Annotated in this window: 13 protein-coding genes; 5 read left to right on the top strand and 8 right to left on the bottom strand. The window is 70.2% G+C overall.

Translation table 11 applies throughout. From position 1 onward, the window contains the following. Positions 1 to 291: 291 nt before the first annotated feature. The 4 genes from FKR81_RS09570 to FKR81_RS09555 all read right to left on the bottom strand — a co-directional run bounded on the left by FKR81_RS09570 (position 292) and on the right by FKR81_RS09555 (position 3,462). Entirely contained in the window at positions 292 to 564 is a 273-nt protein-coding gene (locus FKR81_RS09570) for a GlsB/YeaQ/YmgE family stress response membrane protein (protein ID WP_146350614.1), read from the bottom strand. 67 nt (positions 565 to 631) lie between these two features. Next, positions 632 to 1,111 (bottom strand): hypothetical protein, encoded by a 480-nt coding sequence (locus FKR81_RS09565; protein WP_146350613.1) that lies wholly within the window; start codon positions 1,109 to 1,111, stop codon positions 632 to 634. Positions 1,112 to 1,148: 37 nt separating this feature from the next. Next, a complete protein-coding gene (locus FKR81_RS09560) occupies positions 1,149 to 2,378 on the bottom strand; it encodes a TolB family protein (RefSeq protein ID WP_186762880.1) in 1,230 nt (409 codons plus the stop codon). Positions 2,379 to 2,418: 40 nt separating this feature from the next. Then, complete coding sequence (locus tag FKR81_RS09555; RefSeq protein WP_186762879.1) at positions 2,419 to 3,462, bottom strand: DUF2786 domain-containing protein; 1,044 nt, start codon at positions 3,460 to 3,462, stop codon at positions 2,419 to 2,421. A gap of 85 nt (positions 3,463 to 3,547) precedes the next feature. Between FKR81_RS09555 and folP the strand changes: the two genes are divergently transcribed. From folP to FKR81_RS09540, 3 genes are read left to right on the top strand one after another with little or no spacing between them, the layout of a single operon-like run. Next, a complete protein-coding gene (folP, locus tag FKR81_RS09550) occupies positions 3,548 to 4,381 on the top strand; it encodes a dihydropteroate synthase (RefSeq protein ID WP_146350610.1) in 834 nt (277 codons plus the stop codon). Between the two features lie 5 nt (positions 4,382 to 4,386). Next, a complete protein-coding gene (locus FKR81_RS43450) occupies positions 4,387 to 5,271 on the top strand; it encodes a hypothetical protein (protein ID WP_186762878.1) in 885 nt (294 codons plus the stop codon). A gap of 48 nt (positions 5,272 to 5,319) precedes the next feature. After that, a complete protein-coding gene (locus FKR81_RS09540) occupies positions 5,320 to 5,604 on the top strand; it encodes a hypothetical protein (protein ID WP_146350609.1) in 285 nt (94 codons plus the stop codon). On the opposite strand, the gene FKR81_RS09535 is transcribed toward FKR81_RS09540, so the two are convergent. Continuing rightward, positions 5,561 to 6,643, bottom strand: a complete 1,083-nt coding sequence (locus tag FKR81_RS09535; protein WP_146350608.1) for a cytochrome P450 family protein — start codon at positions 6,641 to 6,643, stop codon at positions 5,561 to 5,563. The genes FKR81_RS09540 and FKR81_RS09535 overlap by 44 nt on opposite strands. Positions 6,644 to 6,727: 84 nt before the next feature. Here FKR81_RS09535 and FKR81_RS44930 point away from each other — a divergent pair, with 84 nt between their 5' ends. Together FKR81_RS44930 and FKR81_RS09525 are read left to right on the top strand one after the other, a co-directional pair. Then, positions 6,728 to 9,010: a LuxR family transcriptional regulator gene (locus tag FKR81_RS44930; RefSeq protein WP_235921414.1), complete on the top strand. Its 2,283-nt coding sequence runs from the start codon at positions 6,728 to 6,730 to the stop codon at positions 9,008 to 9,010. Between the two features lie 33 nt (positions 9,011 to 9,043). Continuing rightward, on the top strand, positions 9,044 to 9,640 hold the full coding sequence (locus tag FKR81_RS09525; RefSeq protein WP_146350607.1) for a class I SAM-dependent methyltransferase: 597 nt from the start codon (positions 9,044 to 9,046) through the stop codon (positions 9,638 to 9,640). Here the strand turns inward: FKR81_RS09525 and FKR81_RS09520 are convergent. The 3 genes from FKR81_RS09520 to FKR81_RS09510 are packed head-to-tail and all read right to left on the bottom strand — an operon-like array spanning position 9,621 to position 14,628. Beyond that, on the bottom strand, positions 9,621 to 13,184 hold the full coding sequence (locus FKR81_RS09520) for an SbcC/MukB-like Walker B domain-containing protein (RefSeq protein WP_146350606.1): 3,564 nt from the start codon (positions 13,182 to 13,184) through the stop codon (positions 9,621 to 9,623). The two genes, FKR81_RS09525 and FKR81_RS09520, sit on opposite strands and share 20 nt — an antisense overlap. Next, the gene (locus FKR81_RS09515) at positions 13,181 to 14,068 is read right to left on the bottom strand and encodes a DUF2398 family protein (protein WP_146350605.1); all 888 of its coding nucleotides are present in this window, start codon (positions 14,066 to 14,068) and stop codon (positions 13,181 to 13,183) included. Before FKR81_RS09515 ends, FKR81_RS09520 begins: the two co-directional genes overlap by 4 nt. Then, positions 14,065 to 14,628, bottom strand: coding sequence for a DUF2397 family protein (locus tag FKR81_RS09510; protein WP_186762877.1), 564 nt, complete (start codon positions 14,626 to 14,628; stop codon positions 14,065 to 14,067). Before FKR81_RS09510 ends, FKR81_RS09515 begins: the two co-directional genes overlap by 4 nt. Positions 14,629 to 14,701: the final 73 nt, after the last annotated feature.

Raw genomic sequence — 14,701 nt, 5'->3', positions numbered from 1 at the left:
CATGCGTGCCAGGCATTGCTCCGGCAGCTCTGCGCGCCGGGCGGTGCACAACACGTCATGAGTGCGAGGCATCGCCCGACAGCTGTGCGTGCCAGACAGCGCACAACACTTCGTGTGTGCCTGGCACGCCCGACAGCCGTGTGTGCCAGGTGTCGTTCTGCGGCCGACGCGTGGCTGGTGGACCGCCCTGCCGCGCGTCCTCCTTTTCGCGGGACGCGCGGCCACGCAACGGGTTCCAGGCGAAGTATGAAACCGGTGCGTGAACGGGCCGTTCACGGTGTGCCGCAGGGATCAGCGGTGGAGCTTGGTGCGTGCCCTGCCTGCCAGCGCGGAGACGCCCGCGCCGGCCAGGCCTACCTGGAGGGCGAGTTCGATCCAGTCGATGCCCGAGGTGTCGGCCACGCCTAGGACGGTTGCCGCCGCGGTGCCGAGCAGGGCCGCCACGATGCCGACGAGGATGGTCGCCAGCAGCGAGACGTGCTGCTTGCCCGGAATGGCGAGACGGCCAAGTCCACCGATGATCGCCCCGATGATGAGCGCCGAGATGAGCCCGGTGATCTCCACTGTTGCCCCCTGTGCTGAGCGGACGCTGTTGTGGTTCCAGCGTCCGCCTCGGGAGCGGGGCGGCGAATCAGGCTTCTCCCTGAGATCCCCCTGACTTCACCCCCATCAGCTTCGCGGCGTCAGCGGACAGGGTGCGGCCGGGAACGTCCGGATCGCACCCGACCCGAGGCAGGCGGGCGCGGATCGCCGTCGGCGAGCGTTGCATCGAGCGGGCGATGGCTCGGATGCGCTCGGCCGCCGCGCCGTCGGCGCCGGACAGCCACTCGGCGCGCAGGACCGCGTCCAGTTCGTCGGACCAGCGCTGGTTCGCGTTGGCCGGCTGGCGTTTGCCCCTGCCCAGCCTGCTGTGCGCGTCGAGCACGCGGCCGACCAGGCGGCCGACCGCGATGCCGCCCTCGACGGGGAGTCTCAGGCGGCCGTCCGCGAGCACCGTGCCATCGGGGTCCGCGCCCAGCAGGTCGAGCACCATGCCGGACGGCTCTGTGGTGGCGCGCAACGAGTACGTCACGTCGCCCAGTTTGATCTCGCTCGTGTAGGTCGATGTCATGGGTTCGACGGTAGACCGGACCCCTGACAGAAAATGCTCAGCGCGTTGCGAAGACGTCCGATTTTCCGTTCCGGTCCACAGCGGACAGATTCGAAGCCTGCGACGCGAACACCACGCGGCCGTCGCGCGAGATCGTCGGCGCCACCGAGAAACCGTTGCCCTGCCTGCCGAATCGCGAGCTCAGTCGCTCGACCGAACCCGTGCGCAGGTCCTTGCGGAACACGTCGTCCACGTTGTTCGTGTCACCGCGCACGAGGTTCGCTGCGAGCGAACTGAACACCACGTAGCGGCCATCGGCGGACAGTGCGGGCTGGTAGGGCTGTGCGTCGGACACCGTCCCGTCGGGACGCGTGTTGGCGCGCCGGATCTCCTTGGTGCGCAGGTCCTTCACGAAGATGTCCGGGGTGTCCTCGGTGTCGCCCGGCACCAGGTTGTCGCCCCACGCCACGAACGCGACGAGCCTGCCGTCGGCGGTGATCGACGGCATCAGGGTGTACGAAGTGGACTGCGCGCCGGCGGCCGTCACGTTCACCCGTTCGATCGACCCGGACACGGTGTCCTTCACGAACATGTCCACGCTGCCGTTCGTGTCACCGGGCACCAGGTTCGTGGCCGCGGAAGGGAACACGACCTGACGGCCGTCCGCCGACATCGCGATGCCGTGGTGCACCAGCCGGTCGCCCTGCGTCCCGTCGGCCGCGACGGACACCCGCGTCGTCACGCCGGACGTCATGTCGCGCAGGAACACGTCCGCGACCTTGTTGGTGTCACCGGGAACCACGGTCGTCGCCTCCGACCGGAACGCCACGTACCGCCCGTCCGCGCTGATCGCGGGCGACCCGAACGCCGGGCCGTCGCCACCGCTGACCCGCCGCACCCGGCCGGTCCACAGGTCGGTCAGGAACACGTCGTCGACGCCGTTCGTGTCACCGGCGACGAGGTTCGTGGCGGACGACACGAACGCCACGTACCGTCCGTCCGCCGAGATCGCGGGCGGGTCGAACGAGGCGCCGTCGCCGCCGCGCGACACGATCCGCACGGAACCGGACCGCAGGTCGCGCACGAAGATGTCCGACACGCCGTTGCGGTCGCCCCGCACGAGGTCGGACGCCTCCGACGGGAACGCGACGAACCGGCCGTCCGCGCTGATCACGGGCGTCAGCGAGTCACCGTTGCCGGAGGTCAGCTGTCTGAGCGTCGAGGCGGACGCAGGCGACGCCGAAGCGATCACCACAACGGCAGCCAGCAGGAGAGATGTCCTGAACATGGACGTGCACCACCCAATGTCGCGGGGCGGTGCGGACATCCTAGCCCGACGTCACCGACGATCTGCGCACCTCGATGTCGGCCAGATCCGCCGCCGTGCGCCCCGCGTGCCACCCGGCAGCGCTGCCCACCGACACCCGCATCGCCTTCGTGCGCGTGAACAGCTGGTCGAACAGCTCGTCGACGGCCTTCGCCCGATCCGCGAGCACCGGCAGCAGCCGCGGATCGGCCACCGGCTCGTTCACCTCGGCCATCCGCTCACCGATCCGGTGCGCGTACGACACCAGGAACGACTGCCGGTACGTCCTCGACCGCGAGTCCGACCCAGCACCGGCCGCGACCATCGCGCGCGTCGCCTGCACCAGCAGCGACGTCGACAGCAGCTCGGTGATCTCGAGATCCACGTCGTCACCGACCAGTGCCACGAACCCCACCTTGGGGTAGATCACCGCCCGGCACCTGTTGGCGTCCGCGACGACGGCCACCAGCTGCGCCTTCGCCTTGAAGTAGCTCTTCTCCAGCCACATCCGCCGCGACGCCGCGTGCTGCGGCAGGTCGCTCTCCAGCATCGCCCGCTCCAGCGCGTGCCGGTTCATCAGCTCCTGCGCCTTGGCCGACAACGCCTCGGCCTCCTCGGGGAACTGCGTCGACTCGGCCTTCGCCAGCAGCCCGCGCACCCGGTTCAGCACCTTCGGATCCACGCCGCTGCGCACGACCGAACCCGAGAAGGACCCCGGCAGCGGCAGGATTCGCGGCAGCGCACCCAGCGTTCCCACGAACGAGACCAGCCGCTGCGCGGTCCGCGCGGTGTACTCCGGCGTCTCGATGTGCCGCCCGGCCCACTGACCCAGCACCGGCCGAGAGGTGTCCCACCACACCTCGGCGCCGATCTCGGTCAGCTGCTCGCGCCAGCGCGGGTGGATCGAAGCCTCGGGATGACGCGCGCAGTCCGCCGCGATCGCGTCCACGACGAGCAAGACCGCTGACTCGTCGAGGTTCCGCGTCACGACCTGGTGCACGTCGTACGGCAGCCAGCCACCGCGCCACAGCGCGTCGACGGCGTTGCCGAGAAGCTCTTCCTCCACGCCCGCGAGTATGACGGCGAGGTCTGACAGTTTTTGAGACGGGCGCCATGTGCCAGACCAAGCCCGAGCCTGGTAGACAGCAGTTGTGATCGAGCTCCAGTTCCGCGGCCGGACGGTTGTCCGGGAACGCCCACTGGTGATGGCGATCATCAACCGCACTCCGGACTCGTTCTACGACAAGGGCGCGACCTACGCCGAGGACGTCGCGATGGAGGCCGTCCACCGCCTCGTCGACGAGGGCGCCGACATCGTTGACATCGGCGGCGTCAAGGCGGGGCCCGGTGACCTCGTCGACGCCGACGAGGAGATCCGCCGCGTCATCCCGTTCATCGCACGCGTGCGCGGCGCCTACCCGGACCTGCTGATCAGCAGCGACACCTGGCGTTCCGAGGTGGGCAGGCAGGCCTGCGAAGAGGGCGCCGACCTGCTCAACGACACCTGGGCGGGCGCGGACCCGCGGCTCGCCGAGGTGGCCGCCGAGTTCCAGGCGGGCTACGTCTGCTCGCACACCGGCGGCATCACGCCGCGCACCCGGCCGCATCGCGTCATGTTCCCCGACATCGTCGGATCGGTGCTCGAGGAGACGACGGCGAAGGCCGAGGAGATCGCGAGGCTGGGCGTGCCGCGCCGCGGCATCCTGATCGACCCGACGCACGACTTCGGCAAGAACACCTGGCACGGCCTCGAGCTGCTGCGCCGCGCGGACGAGCTCGTCGCGTCCGGCTGGCCGGTGCTGATGGCCTTGTCCAACAAGGATTTCGTCGGGGAGACCCTCGGCGTCGAGCTGCACGAGCGCGTCGAGGGCACCCTCGTCGCGACGGCGATCGCGGCGGTGGCGGGGGCCGCCGTGTTCCGGGCGCACGAGGTGGCGCGCACCCGGAAAGTGCTCGACACAGTGGCACGGTTGCGGGAGGAATGAGAGAAGTGGGCTTTCCGGCGGATCTCGAACGGGTGGACCCCGCGGAGCGCGCACAGCACAAGGCCGAACTGCGGCGCGAGGCGAAGGACGTCGCCGGCCTGCCGCTGCCGGAACGCATGGCGCTCGCCTACCGGTACCTCAACACGCTCGCGGTGGGCGTCTGGGCGGGTGACGAGAGCTGGCGCGCGGACCTGCGCGACGTGACCACGTCGCTGGTGCCGGGGGAGGACGAGACCAGGGATGACGGCGAGCTCAGCTCGTTGATCGCGGTGTGTCTCGCCCAGCTGCTGCAGGACGCCCGGCTGCGTGGCGGCTCGGAGGCGGACGCGGTCGCCCGCGCCGCGTGGGAACAGGCCCAGGAGTGGGCCGCGTTCGCCGAGGACAAGCACGTCGAACGGTTCCTGCAGGCCTCGACCGAGGCGGGCGCGCGGGTCGTCACGGCGGGCGAGGTGCAGGAGGTCGTCGAGCTGGCCATGGCCGCCGCGGACGACCAGCACGCCGAACTGCTGGCCGCGCTGGAGGCCGAGGGCATCACCGCCGAGCTGATGAACGGCGTGTGGGTGATCGACGGCGACTTCCGCAACCCGTTGCGCGTCGCCGCCCGCGCCTCGACGTTGATCGGCGAGAGCTGCGTGCTGGCGCGCAACACCAAGCAGTCCGTCGTGCTGCTGTGGCACGACGGAACCCTCGCGATGGCGGACTCGAAGATTCCCCGTTGGCGGGTCTACCAGATCAAGGCGCCGGTGACTCCGCAGTCGAAGTTCTCCGGTGGTGAGGGCCTTCCACCCACGCGCGACTCGCATCCTCTGGCACCGGCACCAGAACACGTCCGCCGATTGGCTGACGCCGTTGGTGTCAACCTGTCTCATCTGCTGGCCGCATTGCGGTGACCGGGTGATCTTTGGCTTTCGGTAACCTTTCCTCGCTACGTTGGAGGTATGCCCAGATTTGCTCTGTTCGACGTGGACGGACTTCGAAAATCGAGCACCGTCGAGGATTTTCCCTGGTCGGAGACGACGATCACGTTGATCCGCGTTGATGCCAAGGGAGTTGTCCGGCAAGCCAAATCGTTGACTGAGAAACATTCTCTGCTCGCGGTGGCGTCGGACAAGGATCTTGTTCTCGCGACCGGCCCGGAAGTGTTCGCGGTCGACGACATCCCGGCCGCGCGCGCCGCGCTCAGGGCTTCGGTCGCACGGGAAGTGCTGTCAAGCCGCGGGTGACCGACACCTTCCAGGTGAACTCCTCGGTAGCGAGCTCGATGTCCGGATAGCGCCGGAGCAGCGTCGCGAAGGCGATCTCACCCTCCAGCCTGGCCAGCCACGCGCCGAGGCAGTGGTGGATGCCGTGGCCGAACGCGAGGTGCCGGCCCCGGTCGAAGGACAGCACGTCCGGATTCTTGAACCGGGACGGATCCCGGTTCGCCGAGGCGAGCGAGACCAGCACGAAGTCTCCAGCCGCCATCTCGGCACCACCGATGACAACGTCGTCAACCGCGAGCCGCAGCACGCCGGGGTTGATCGGCCCGTCGAACCGCAGCAGCTCCTCCACCGCGATGGGAACGTCCTCGGGGTTGGCCTTCAGCTCGGCGAACTTCGCCGGATCGCGCAGCAGCGCGAGAATTCCGTTGCCGATGAGCTGCACGGTCGTCTCGTGCCCCGCGACGATCAGCAGGATCAGCATCGAGATCAGCTCGTGCCTGGCGAGCTGCTCGTCGTCGAGCAGCGCGGTGATCAGGTCGTCGCCGGGTTGCTTGCGCACCACCAGCTCGCCGACGTACTCGACCAGTGACGAGTACCCGGTCACCATGTCCTCCGGCCGCATCAAGGCGGAGGTGAGCTCGCGCAGCCAGGGGTGATCTTCGTCCGGAACGCCGAGCAACTCGCCGATCACCCTGATGGGCAACGGGAACGCGAACGTGTCGATGACGTCCACGACCGGCGCGCCCACCCAGTCGTCGAGCAGCTCGTCGGCGATCTGCTGGATGCGCGGCCGCAGCGCTTTGGTCTGCTTCGCGCTGAACCCCCGCATGACGAGCTTGCGCAGCCGCGTGTGGTCCGGCGGGTCGGTGTGGTTCATCATGCCGCTCGGCGTGATCTGGCTGCTCAACGCCGGGTGGTTGAGCGCGGCGACCACGTCGTCGTAGCGGGTGAGCAGCCACGGCGTCGTGCCGTCCGGCATCCCCACCTTCAGCGCCCCGATCTCGCGGCACCGGGCCAGGAACGGGAACGGGTCCTGGTAGAAGGCCTCGTCGATGTGCATGTCCTGAGGCTGTCTCCTCACTCGTTCCAGTGCCTGAGCAACCAACCACCTATTTTCGTCAGACCTCTCACCTAGTCTGACCTCATGGGGTGGCCGTTTGTGGGGAGAACGGAGGAACTGGCCGCGATCAGGAAGGCGTTGAGGGGCGCCGGAGTGGTCGTGGCGGGTCCCGCCGGGGTGGGCAAGACCAAGCTGCTGGAGGCAGCCGGGCTGACGCTGGTGCGCGCGACGTCCGCGTCGCAGGCGATTCCGCTGGGAGCGCTGGCCCCGCTGTTGCCGGAGTCGATCCCCGAGGGGCCGCTCGCGATGCTGACGGCGGCACGGGAGTCGTTGCGCGGCAAGGTCGTCGGCGTCGACGACGCGCACCTGCTCGACGACACCAGCGCGGTCGTGCTGCACCAGCTCGTGCAGCACGGCGAGGCGGTCGTGCTGGCGACGATCCGGTCGGGTGAGCCGGCGCCCGCACCGATCACCGCGCTGTGGAAGGACCAGCTGCTCGACCGGCTGGACCTCGCACCGCTGGATCGCGCCGCCGTCGAGTCGGTGCTGACGGAGGTGCTCGGCGGGCCGGTGGACAGCTGGGCCGTAGACCGGTTCTGGGCGGCGACCTCGGGGAACATGTTGCTGCTGCGGGAGTTGCTGCTCGCGTCGCCTCTCGTGTCGCGTGACGGCCTGTGGCGGCTGGACGGCCCGTTGCCCGTGTCGCCGCGACTGGTGTCGCTGATCGAGGAACGGCTCGGTTCGCTGTCCGCCGACCAGCGGCGCGTGCTGGAACTGCTCGCTTTCGGTGAGCCGCTGGGCTTCGCGCTGTTCTCCGCGGAGCTGCTGGAGTCGCTGGACGGACTGGTGACCGCGTCGTCGGACGGCCTGCGCCTGGCGCATCCGTTGTACGGCGAGGTGTTGCGCGCGCAGTGCTCCTCGCTGCGGGCGCACAACCACCAGCGCTACCTGGCCTCGGTGCTGGACGACCCGCTGCGCGTGGCCGTGCTGCGCCTGGACAGCGGCTCGGCCGATGATCCCGATCTGCTGCTGGTCGCCGCACGTCGGGCCTGCGCCACCCTCGACGTCGTGCTGGCGGAACGGCTCGCGCGCGCCGCCTGGTCGGTGGGCGGCGGTCCGGTCGCCGCGCACCTGCTCGCCCAGATCCTCGTGTACACCGACCGCCCCGCGGAGGCGGAGGAGGTGTTCGCGATGGCCGCCAGCGATGACGATCCGGTGGAGATCGTCGCGATGCGCGCGATGAACCTCGGCTGGGGACTGGGCCGCAGCGAGGAAGCGGCGTCCATGGTGGACATGCCGATCGTGCGGGCGAACCTGCTGTTCGACGCGGGGAAGTACGAGGAGGCCCGCGCGTCGTTACCGGGTGTCGACCCGGAAGAGGCCGTGGTCGAGGCGATGATCGACGCGATCCAGGGCCGTCCGCGGCGCCCGTACCCCGAGGTGTGGGTACGGGAGTCGATGCCGCTGGGCGGCGAGATGCTCACGTCCGCGTCGGTGTTCGTGCGCACGATGTACGGCGACGTGCTCGGTGCGTCGTCCATCGCCGACGAGGCCCATCGGGAGAAGGGCGAGTGGGACGCGATGCGCGCCCACTGGACCGTGGTGCGGGCAGGGCTGGCGCGGTCGTGCGGGCGGCTCGACGACGCACTGCGGTTGCTGCGCGAGGCCCAGCCCGCGCAGCGGTTCGTCCAGCTGTGCGAGCTGGCGCACGTGGAAGCGTTGCGGGGCAACGATGCTCGCGAACTCCTCACGTCCGCTACGGAACTGTTGCCCGCCGGGCAGCGTCCTTACCGCTGCGGGTACTGGCAGGCGCAGATCTGGGCAGGCGGCGTCTCACCGTTCGAGCTCGCTGACGACGCGCGTGCGTTCGGTGAGCACGCGGTCGAGGCCATGTTGCTGCACGAGGCCGTGCGGCTGGGGCACGCCGCTGAGGCCGTTGATCGGCTCGGCGCTCTGGACGTGCACAGCGCGCTCATGCCGTTGTACGTAGATCACGCACTGGGGTTGGTGCGGAGCGATCGCGCCTTGCTGGAGCGCGTCGCTCTCGGCTTCGAGTCGGCCGGCCTGATGCTGCACGCGGCGGAAGCCGCTGCGGCAGCAGGGAATCGCGCTCTGTTCGCGCGGTTGGTCGCCCTGTGCCAGGGGGCCCGCACACCCGCGCTGGCCGCGTTCAGCATGCCGCGGCTGACGAAGCGCGAGCTGGAGGTGGCGTCGCTCGCCGCCCGAGGCCTGACGAACAAGGAGATCGCGTCGTCGCTCGTGACGTCCGTGCGGACGGTCGACAACCACCTGTCGAGCGTCTACTCGAAGCTCGGGATCGGTGCACGGGGGGAGTTGGTCGACTTGCTGAGTCGGCAACACGGTTAGCTGTTTCGCGCCGGGTGTGCGCATGCTGGACTCATGACTGAGGCGTTCTGGGAAGACTTCTACCGCGACCGGGACCAGGTGTGGACCGGCAAGCCCAACGAGCTGCTGGTCCGCGAGGTGGCGGCACTCGAGCCGGGCACCGCGCTGGACCTCGGCTGCGGCGAGGGAGGCGACGCGATCTGGCTGGCCTCACTGGGCTGGCAGGTGACGGCCGTGGACGTGTCGTCGGTCGCTCTGGAGCGCGCTGCTCGTCGCGCCTCGGAAGCCGGTGTGACCGTCGACTGGCAGCAGCACGACCTGTCGGTGTCGTTCCCGTCGGGTTCGTACTCGCTGGTGTCCGCGCAGTTCTTCCACTCGCCGGTCGAGGTCGACGGTGAGCGGGACTCCGTGCTGCGCAAGGCGGCGGCTGTCGTGGCGCCGGGTGGCGTGCTGCTGATCGCCGGGCACGCCGGGTGGGCGTCGCACCAGCACGATCACCCGGCCGACGTGCACTTCCCGACCACGGCGGAGGTGCTCGCCGCGCTCGACCTCGGGCCCGAGTGGGTGGTCGAGGCCGATGAGGTGATCACCCGCGAGGTTCCCGAGCTCGGGACGCGTGCGGACAACGTGCTCAGGATCCGCCGGGGGTGACGCTGTCGCCGTCCCAGGTGAAGCGCACGGTCGTGACCGCGTCGTCGTCGGGTCCGGTGATGAGCTGGTGGATCGCGATACCGGGTAGCTCGCGGTAGGCGCACCACTCGTCGTCCGAGGTCAGCACGGGGTCCACGTCGAACGCGACGAGCAGCTCCAGCAACCGGGCGCGGTTCGCGTGGTCCACCGCGGCGAAGACGTCGTCCAGCGCGATGAGCCGCGGTCCGTCCGGTGCGGCCTGGTAGTGCGCCGCGGTGACGGCGACGTGGGACAGGTGCCGTACCAGAGCCTTCTCGCCGGCCGAGAGCGCGCGGTGCGTCCGCTTCGTGAGCGGCTGCCAGCCGTCGCCGCGGTCGACCTGCACGACGAACCGGTGCCACGCCGGGTAGTCCAGCACGTGCGCGAGCTGCTGCTCCGTGCCCGCGGTGCGGAGCTCGTCCAGGCGTTCGCGGAAGAACCGGTGCAGCACCTCGCGTTCCGCGTCGGTCAGGGGGTCCTTGGTCAGCAGGTCACGCGCCTGCGAGGCCTGGGGATCGACCTGCAACGCGAGCCGGACGCGGAGCTTCGAGGCGGTGCGCACCCGCTCGAGTCGCTGGTTCACGAGGTCGACCAGCTCGTCGGCGGCCTGGATCCGTTCCGCGATCTGGCCGCGGATGTCCGGGGTCAGCGTCCGGTCGGCCAGCTCACGTTCACCGGCCACGACCTGCTCGCTCATCCGATCGCGCTGGTCACGGGAGAACTCGACGAGCGCCGCGAGGCTCAGCGGCTTCCAGTCGAGCGTCGCCGTCAGCACGGTGACGTCCTCGTCGGGCTCCAGCGCCAGCTGGACGCGGCTGGACAGCAGCAGCCGAGCGTCCTGCACCGCGTTGGCCAGCCGCCGTTCCGCGTCGGCGATGGACAGCGGCTCGCGTGGAGTCGCGTCGAGTCGCACGTACTCGGCCAGCGGGCCGCTCATGAGGTGCTGGAGTCGTGCGTCGGCCTCGGCCGCCTCCCGATGGGCCTCCGCGTCGGCCTTGCGCTTCTCCTCCAGGGCGCCGACCACGCGCTCGAGGGTGCTGCGCTGTCCGCGCACGTCCTGGAGCTCGGTCTCGATCTCCTGCTTGCGGGCGCTCAGCTGGTCGCGGTCGATCGCGCTCCCGATCGCGGCGCCGAGCTCCTCTTCCTCCTGCGCGTGCGCCGTCGCGGCCCGCTCGGCGTCGTCGGCGTGCTCGCGACTGGTCGTCGCCCGGCTCCTGGCGGTGGTGGCGGCGAGTTCCGCGACGCCTGCCGCGCGCCGTTCGTCCAGCCACCGGTCCCCGGCCGCGCGGAACGCGCTGACCGCGTCGAGCACGTCGTCGAGCTCGTGTTCGGACACCGCGGTGTCGTGCACCGCTTGGGATGCCGCGTCGTCGCGATGGTGCTCAGCCCTGGAGACGGCGTCGCGGAGGACAGCGCATCGTGCCTGCGCCTCGATCAGGAGTGCGCTTGCCTCGTCCACGGGGCCGCGGCCGGGTTGGTCGGCGAGCTCGCTCGCCAGCGCCTCGCGCCTCGCCGTGATCCGCTGCCGGGACTCGTCGAGCTCGCCGATGTCCTGGTGGAGCTTGTCGATGAACGTCGACAGCTCGGCGACGCGGCGTTGCGCGGCCAGCTCGCGAGCGTCGACACCGATGTAGGTCGGTTCGGCCTTGGCCCAGCGTCCGCGCAGGCTGCCGAGCCGCCAGGTGCCGTCCGCGCCGATCGCGGCGGCGTGGTCGGGTGCGGTCTCACCGAAGGCGATGCCCGCCAGCAGCTGGTGCACCGCGTGGCCCTCCGGCACGAGCACGTCGAGCAGGCTGGCGCCCGGTGCCGGCGAGGCCAGCTCCTGCTCGGCGAACGTGTCGTGGTCGAGCGAGCCGTCCGGCGTGACCCACGCGTCGAGCAGCCCGGACGCCTCCAGCGCGGCCTCGACCGCGGCGCAGAGGTTGAGCGGCATGTGCGGTCGGAACTCGACGAGGTGCCACAGCGGTCCGCCCGTCATCGCGGCGCGGTCCGCCTCGCGCGTGTACGGCGCGGGCGGCGGCACGATCTGCTTGGCCAGCTTCTTGCGCAGCACCGTGTACTGCGCGAGCCGGTCGGCCGCGGCCTGCCTGCTCTCGTCGAGCCGCACCTCCGCGAGGCCGAGCTCCTCGCGTACCCGTGAGACGGCCTCGCTGATCGCGAGCGGCGCGGTGGGCTCGAGGACGACCAGCTCGCGGCAGCGCAGCGCCCACCCGGCGAGGTCGTCGTCCAGCTTCGCGCGAGCCGCCTCGTGTGCTTGCGCCGCCTGGGTTTCCGCGGCCTCGGCCAGTGCGAGGTCCGCGCGCTCCCGGTCGAGCCGGGCCTGTGCCCGGTCACGGGTCTCTTGGAGGATCTCTTGCTGCACAAGCGCTTTCCGCACCTGGGTCAGCTGTTTGACGCGGGCGTCGACGGCCGCGCTGAGCAGCTGTCGGTCATCGTTCTGCTCGAGGTTCTCGAAGACCGATGACATGTCTGCTCGTCGCGCGGTCTCCCGTGCTTGCTCCGCCGCGGTTCCAGCGGCTGCTCGCGCGTTTTCCGCGGCTGTGGCGGCGTTCGCCGCCAGTTCGGCGTCCTCGTCGGCGCGTGCGCGGAGCTGGGCTGCGTGCTTCGCGGCGTTCTCGGTTCGCGTGCGCGCCGCGGCCGCCTGCTCCTTGAGCTCGTCGAGCCGCTGCGTCCCGTTGAGCTGTGCGTCGATCTCGGTCGCCTCGTGGGCGAGCCGTTGTTCCGCGCCGGTGACCTCGACCAGCTGTTCCCGGTGCTGCTGGTCGGTTTCGTCAGCCGGGCCGGCCTGGCGCTCGGTCGCCGTCAGCCTCGCCTGTGCGGCGCTGAGGACGCGCTGGGCGTAGTCGCGCTGCCGATGGACGAGCGTCTCGGTCACCTCGAGCGCGTCCTCCAGTGACCGGAGCTTCTCCCGTTGCCGCGCAAGGCGTTCGAAGCTCTCACCGACGTCGTGGTGATCGACGGGCGGCATGACGCCTGCGAGGACGTTCGGATCGGGGCGACGCGCCTGTCGCAACGCGGTGACCAGCGACTCGTAGTGCTGCTCGCTCATCCCGGCGAACAGGGTGGTGCGCACCGCCGCGCGGTAGCCGGCGGGCGAGCCGTGCACCTCGCCGCGGTCACCGATGGCTCGGGCCAGGTTCACCCGCGTGAGCGGCCGCCGCACGTCGTTCACCAGCAGCAGGTCGCCGATGCGCTGACCGGTCGTGAAGTAGCTCGCCTGGACGTCCGTGGTGTTCGTCGACGCCTGCAGCCGCACGCCGCAGGTGAACCACTCGTCGTCGCGCTGGAACTCCAGCCACGCGTACCCGGCGCGGACGCCGTCACCGCCCTCGCCCATGAGGTTCCAGTGCATCGCGCCCGGCGGCTCCGCGTCGAGCAGGTACGGCACGAGCAGCTCGAGCGCCTTGGACTTCCCCGAGCCGTTCGGCCCCCTCAACAGCAGACGGCCGTCGTGGAACGTGAACGTCTCGTCGTGGAAGCGCCAGACGTTGAGGACTCCGGCGCGGCTCGGTCGCCATCTCGTCATCGTCTGTATCTCGCGGCTGCGGGCAGCGCACGTGCCCTGGTGTCGTCCTGCTCGGCCAGCCCGAAGGCCACCAGCACGTCGAGCCCGTCCTGCGTCAGCTCTCCTGGTTCGGACCGGAGGACCTTGTACTTGGCCCGCAGGTCCTGCGTCGTCGCGTCCAACTCCTCGTGGGTCGCCGGGCCCTGCACGAGCCGGTCCAGGAGTGCGAGCGCCACGATGGTGTCGTCGTGCGGGAACTTCGCGTCCGTGGCGAGGCCGTCGGGGTCGACGAGGAGAAAGCCCTCCTCGCGTTCCTCCAGGACGAATCCCGCCTGCTCGACGCCTCGGCGGACGGCGGGCTGCTTCAGGTAGCTCCGTTGTTCGGGCGTGAGATCTTCTTTGTACACAACGGGTTCGTCCACCAGCCTGCGCATGACTTCGTGCTTCGTTTCTGTCGTTGACGGTTCGATGAGACGTCTGACCAGTGTCCGGTCGACCCGGTACTTGCCCGTGCCGGCGAGCACGCCCCGCTGTTCGAGGAACTCGAGCACGTCCTCGAACGCCGCACGCTCGTCGTTCCGCGCCGGGTCGAACGGCGGGATCCCGTCGACGGGCCGCGTGATGCGTTCGCGCAGCAGCTCGGCGGTCGTCACGGGGGCGGCCAGCAGCTCCGCGCACACCAGGCAGAGCAGCGTGTAGCGCCGCCGGTCGAACGACCCTCGGCTGGTCCGCTGGCCGGCCTTGACCAGCCGCACGTACTCGCGTTCGACGTGCAACGGCCAGCCGCAGTGGTCGTCGAACCACTTGGCGATCGCGTCGCGATGCCTCGTGACCAGGTCGAACCCTTCGTCACGGGCGGTCAGCAGCGGGGTGCCGAGCAGCAGCCGGATGCCGCGGGAGATCACCGTTCACCGCTCCTGCGCACGTCGATCAGGAAGTCGGGCCCGGTGAACGTGCCGCTCGGGGTCTCGATGGTGGCCACCCCACCCGCGACGCGCAGACTGACCTCCACGTGTCCGTGGACTGCCGTTCTCGTACCGGTGTCGTCCGGCTTGTTGCCCAGCGCCCGCCCGATGACGTCGAGCAGCTCGCGGAGCGTGTCGTCGTCGAGCTGCCCCAGCGTGGAGATCCTGATCGGGCCGGAATCGGTCAACTCGCGGCGTTCGTCGGCTTTCCGCTTTCTCCGGAGCGGCTCGACGTCGCGCACCTTGCCGACGGTGCCGAGGTAGTCCTTGTCGATCTTCCGCAGGTGCGGCGGCACTTTCACCGGCGGTGCCTCGGCCCAGCTGCGGGCGCTGGAGATGAGCTCGTCGTCGATGTGCGTGAGGTGGGCGTGCCGGGCCGGTTGGAGGCCGAACGCGGCGCTGAACAGCTCGTGCGCCTGGGCGTCCGTCGCGGCGGCGGCGAACCGGCGGGCGAGGTGCCTGAAGGCGGCCGCAGTGTCCGGCTGCTCGTGTTCGGTCACCTGACCACCTCCTTCGGGCACACCGTAGCTGTCGCGCCGGTCAGTTCAACATGGTGAGCCGTTCGCCCCACCT

The organism is Lentzea tibetensis (assembly GCF_007845675.1).
Taxonomy (GTDB): Bacteria; Actinomycetota; Actinomycetes; order Mycobacteriales; family Pseudonocardiaceae; genus Lentzea; species Lentzea tibetensis.
Note: the sequence above shows the minus strand (reverse complement) of the source record. Positions and strands in the feature narration are given on the sequence as shown.

Excerpts from the sequence above, each read along its gene's own strand:
- FKR81_RS09565 (WP_146350613.1), bottom strand. The coding sequence starts at position 1,111 with ATGACATCGACCTACACGAGCGAGATCAAACTGGGCGACGTGACGTAC.
- FKR81_RS09560 (WP_186762880.1), bottom strand. The coding sequence starts at position 2,378 with ATGTTCAGGACATCTCTCCTGCTGGCTGCCGTTGTGGTGATCGCTTCG.
- FKR81_RS09540 (WP_146350609.1), top strand. The coding sequence starts at position 5,320 with ATGCCCAGATTTGCTCTGTTCGACGTGGACGGACTTCGAAAATCGAGC.
- FKR81_RS09535 (WP_146350608.1), bottom strand. The coding sequence starts at position 6,643 with ATGCACATCGACGAGGCCTTCTACCAGGACCCGTTCCCGTTCCTGGCC.
- FKR81_RS44930 (WP_235921414.1), top strand. The coding sequence starts at position 6,728 with ATGGGGTGGCCGTTTGTGGGGAGAACGGAGGAACTGGCCGCGATCAGG.
- FKR81_RS09525 (WP_146350607.1), top strand. The coding sequence starts at position 9,044 with ATGACTGAGGCGTTCTGGGAAGACTTCTACCGCGACCGGGACCAGGTG.
- FKR81_RS09520 (WP_146350606.1), bottom strand. The coding sequence starts at position 13,184 with ATGACGAGATGGCGACCGAGCCGCGCCGGAGTCCTCAACGTCTGGCGC.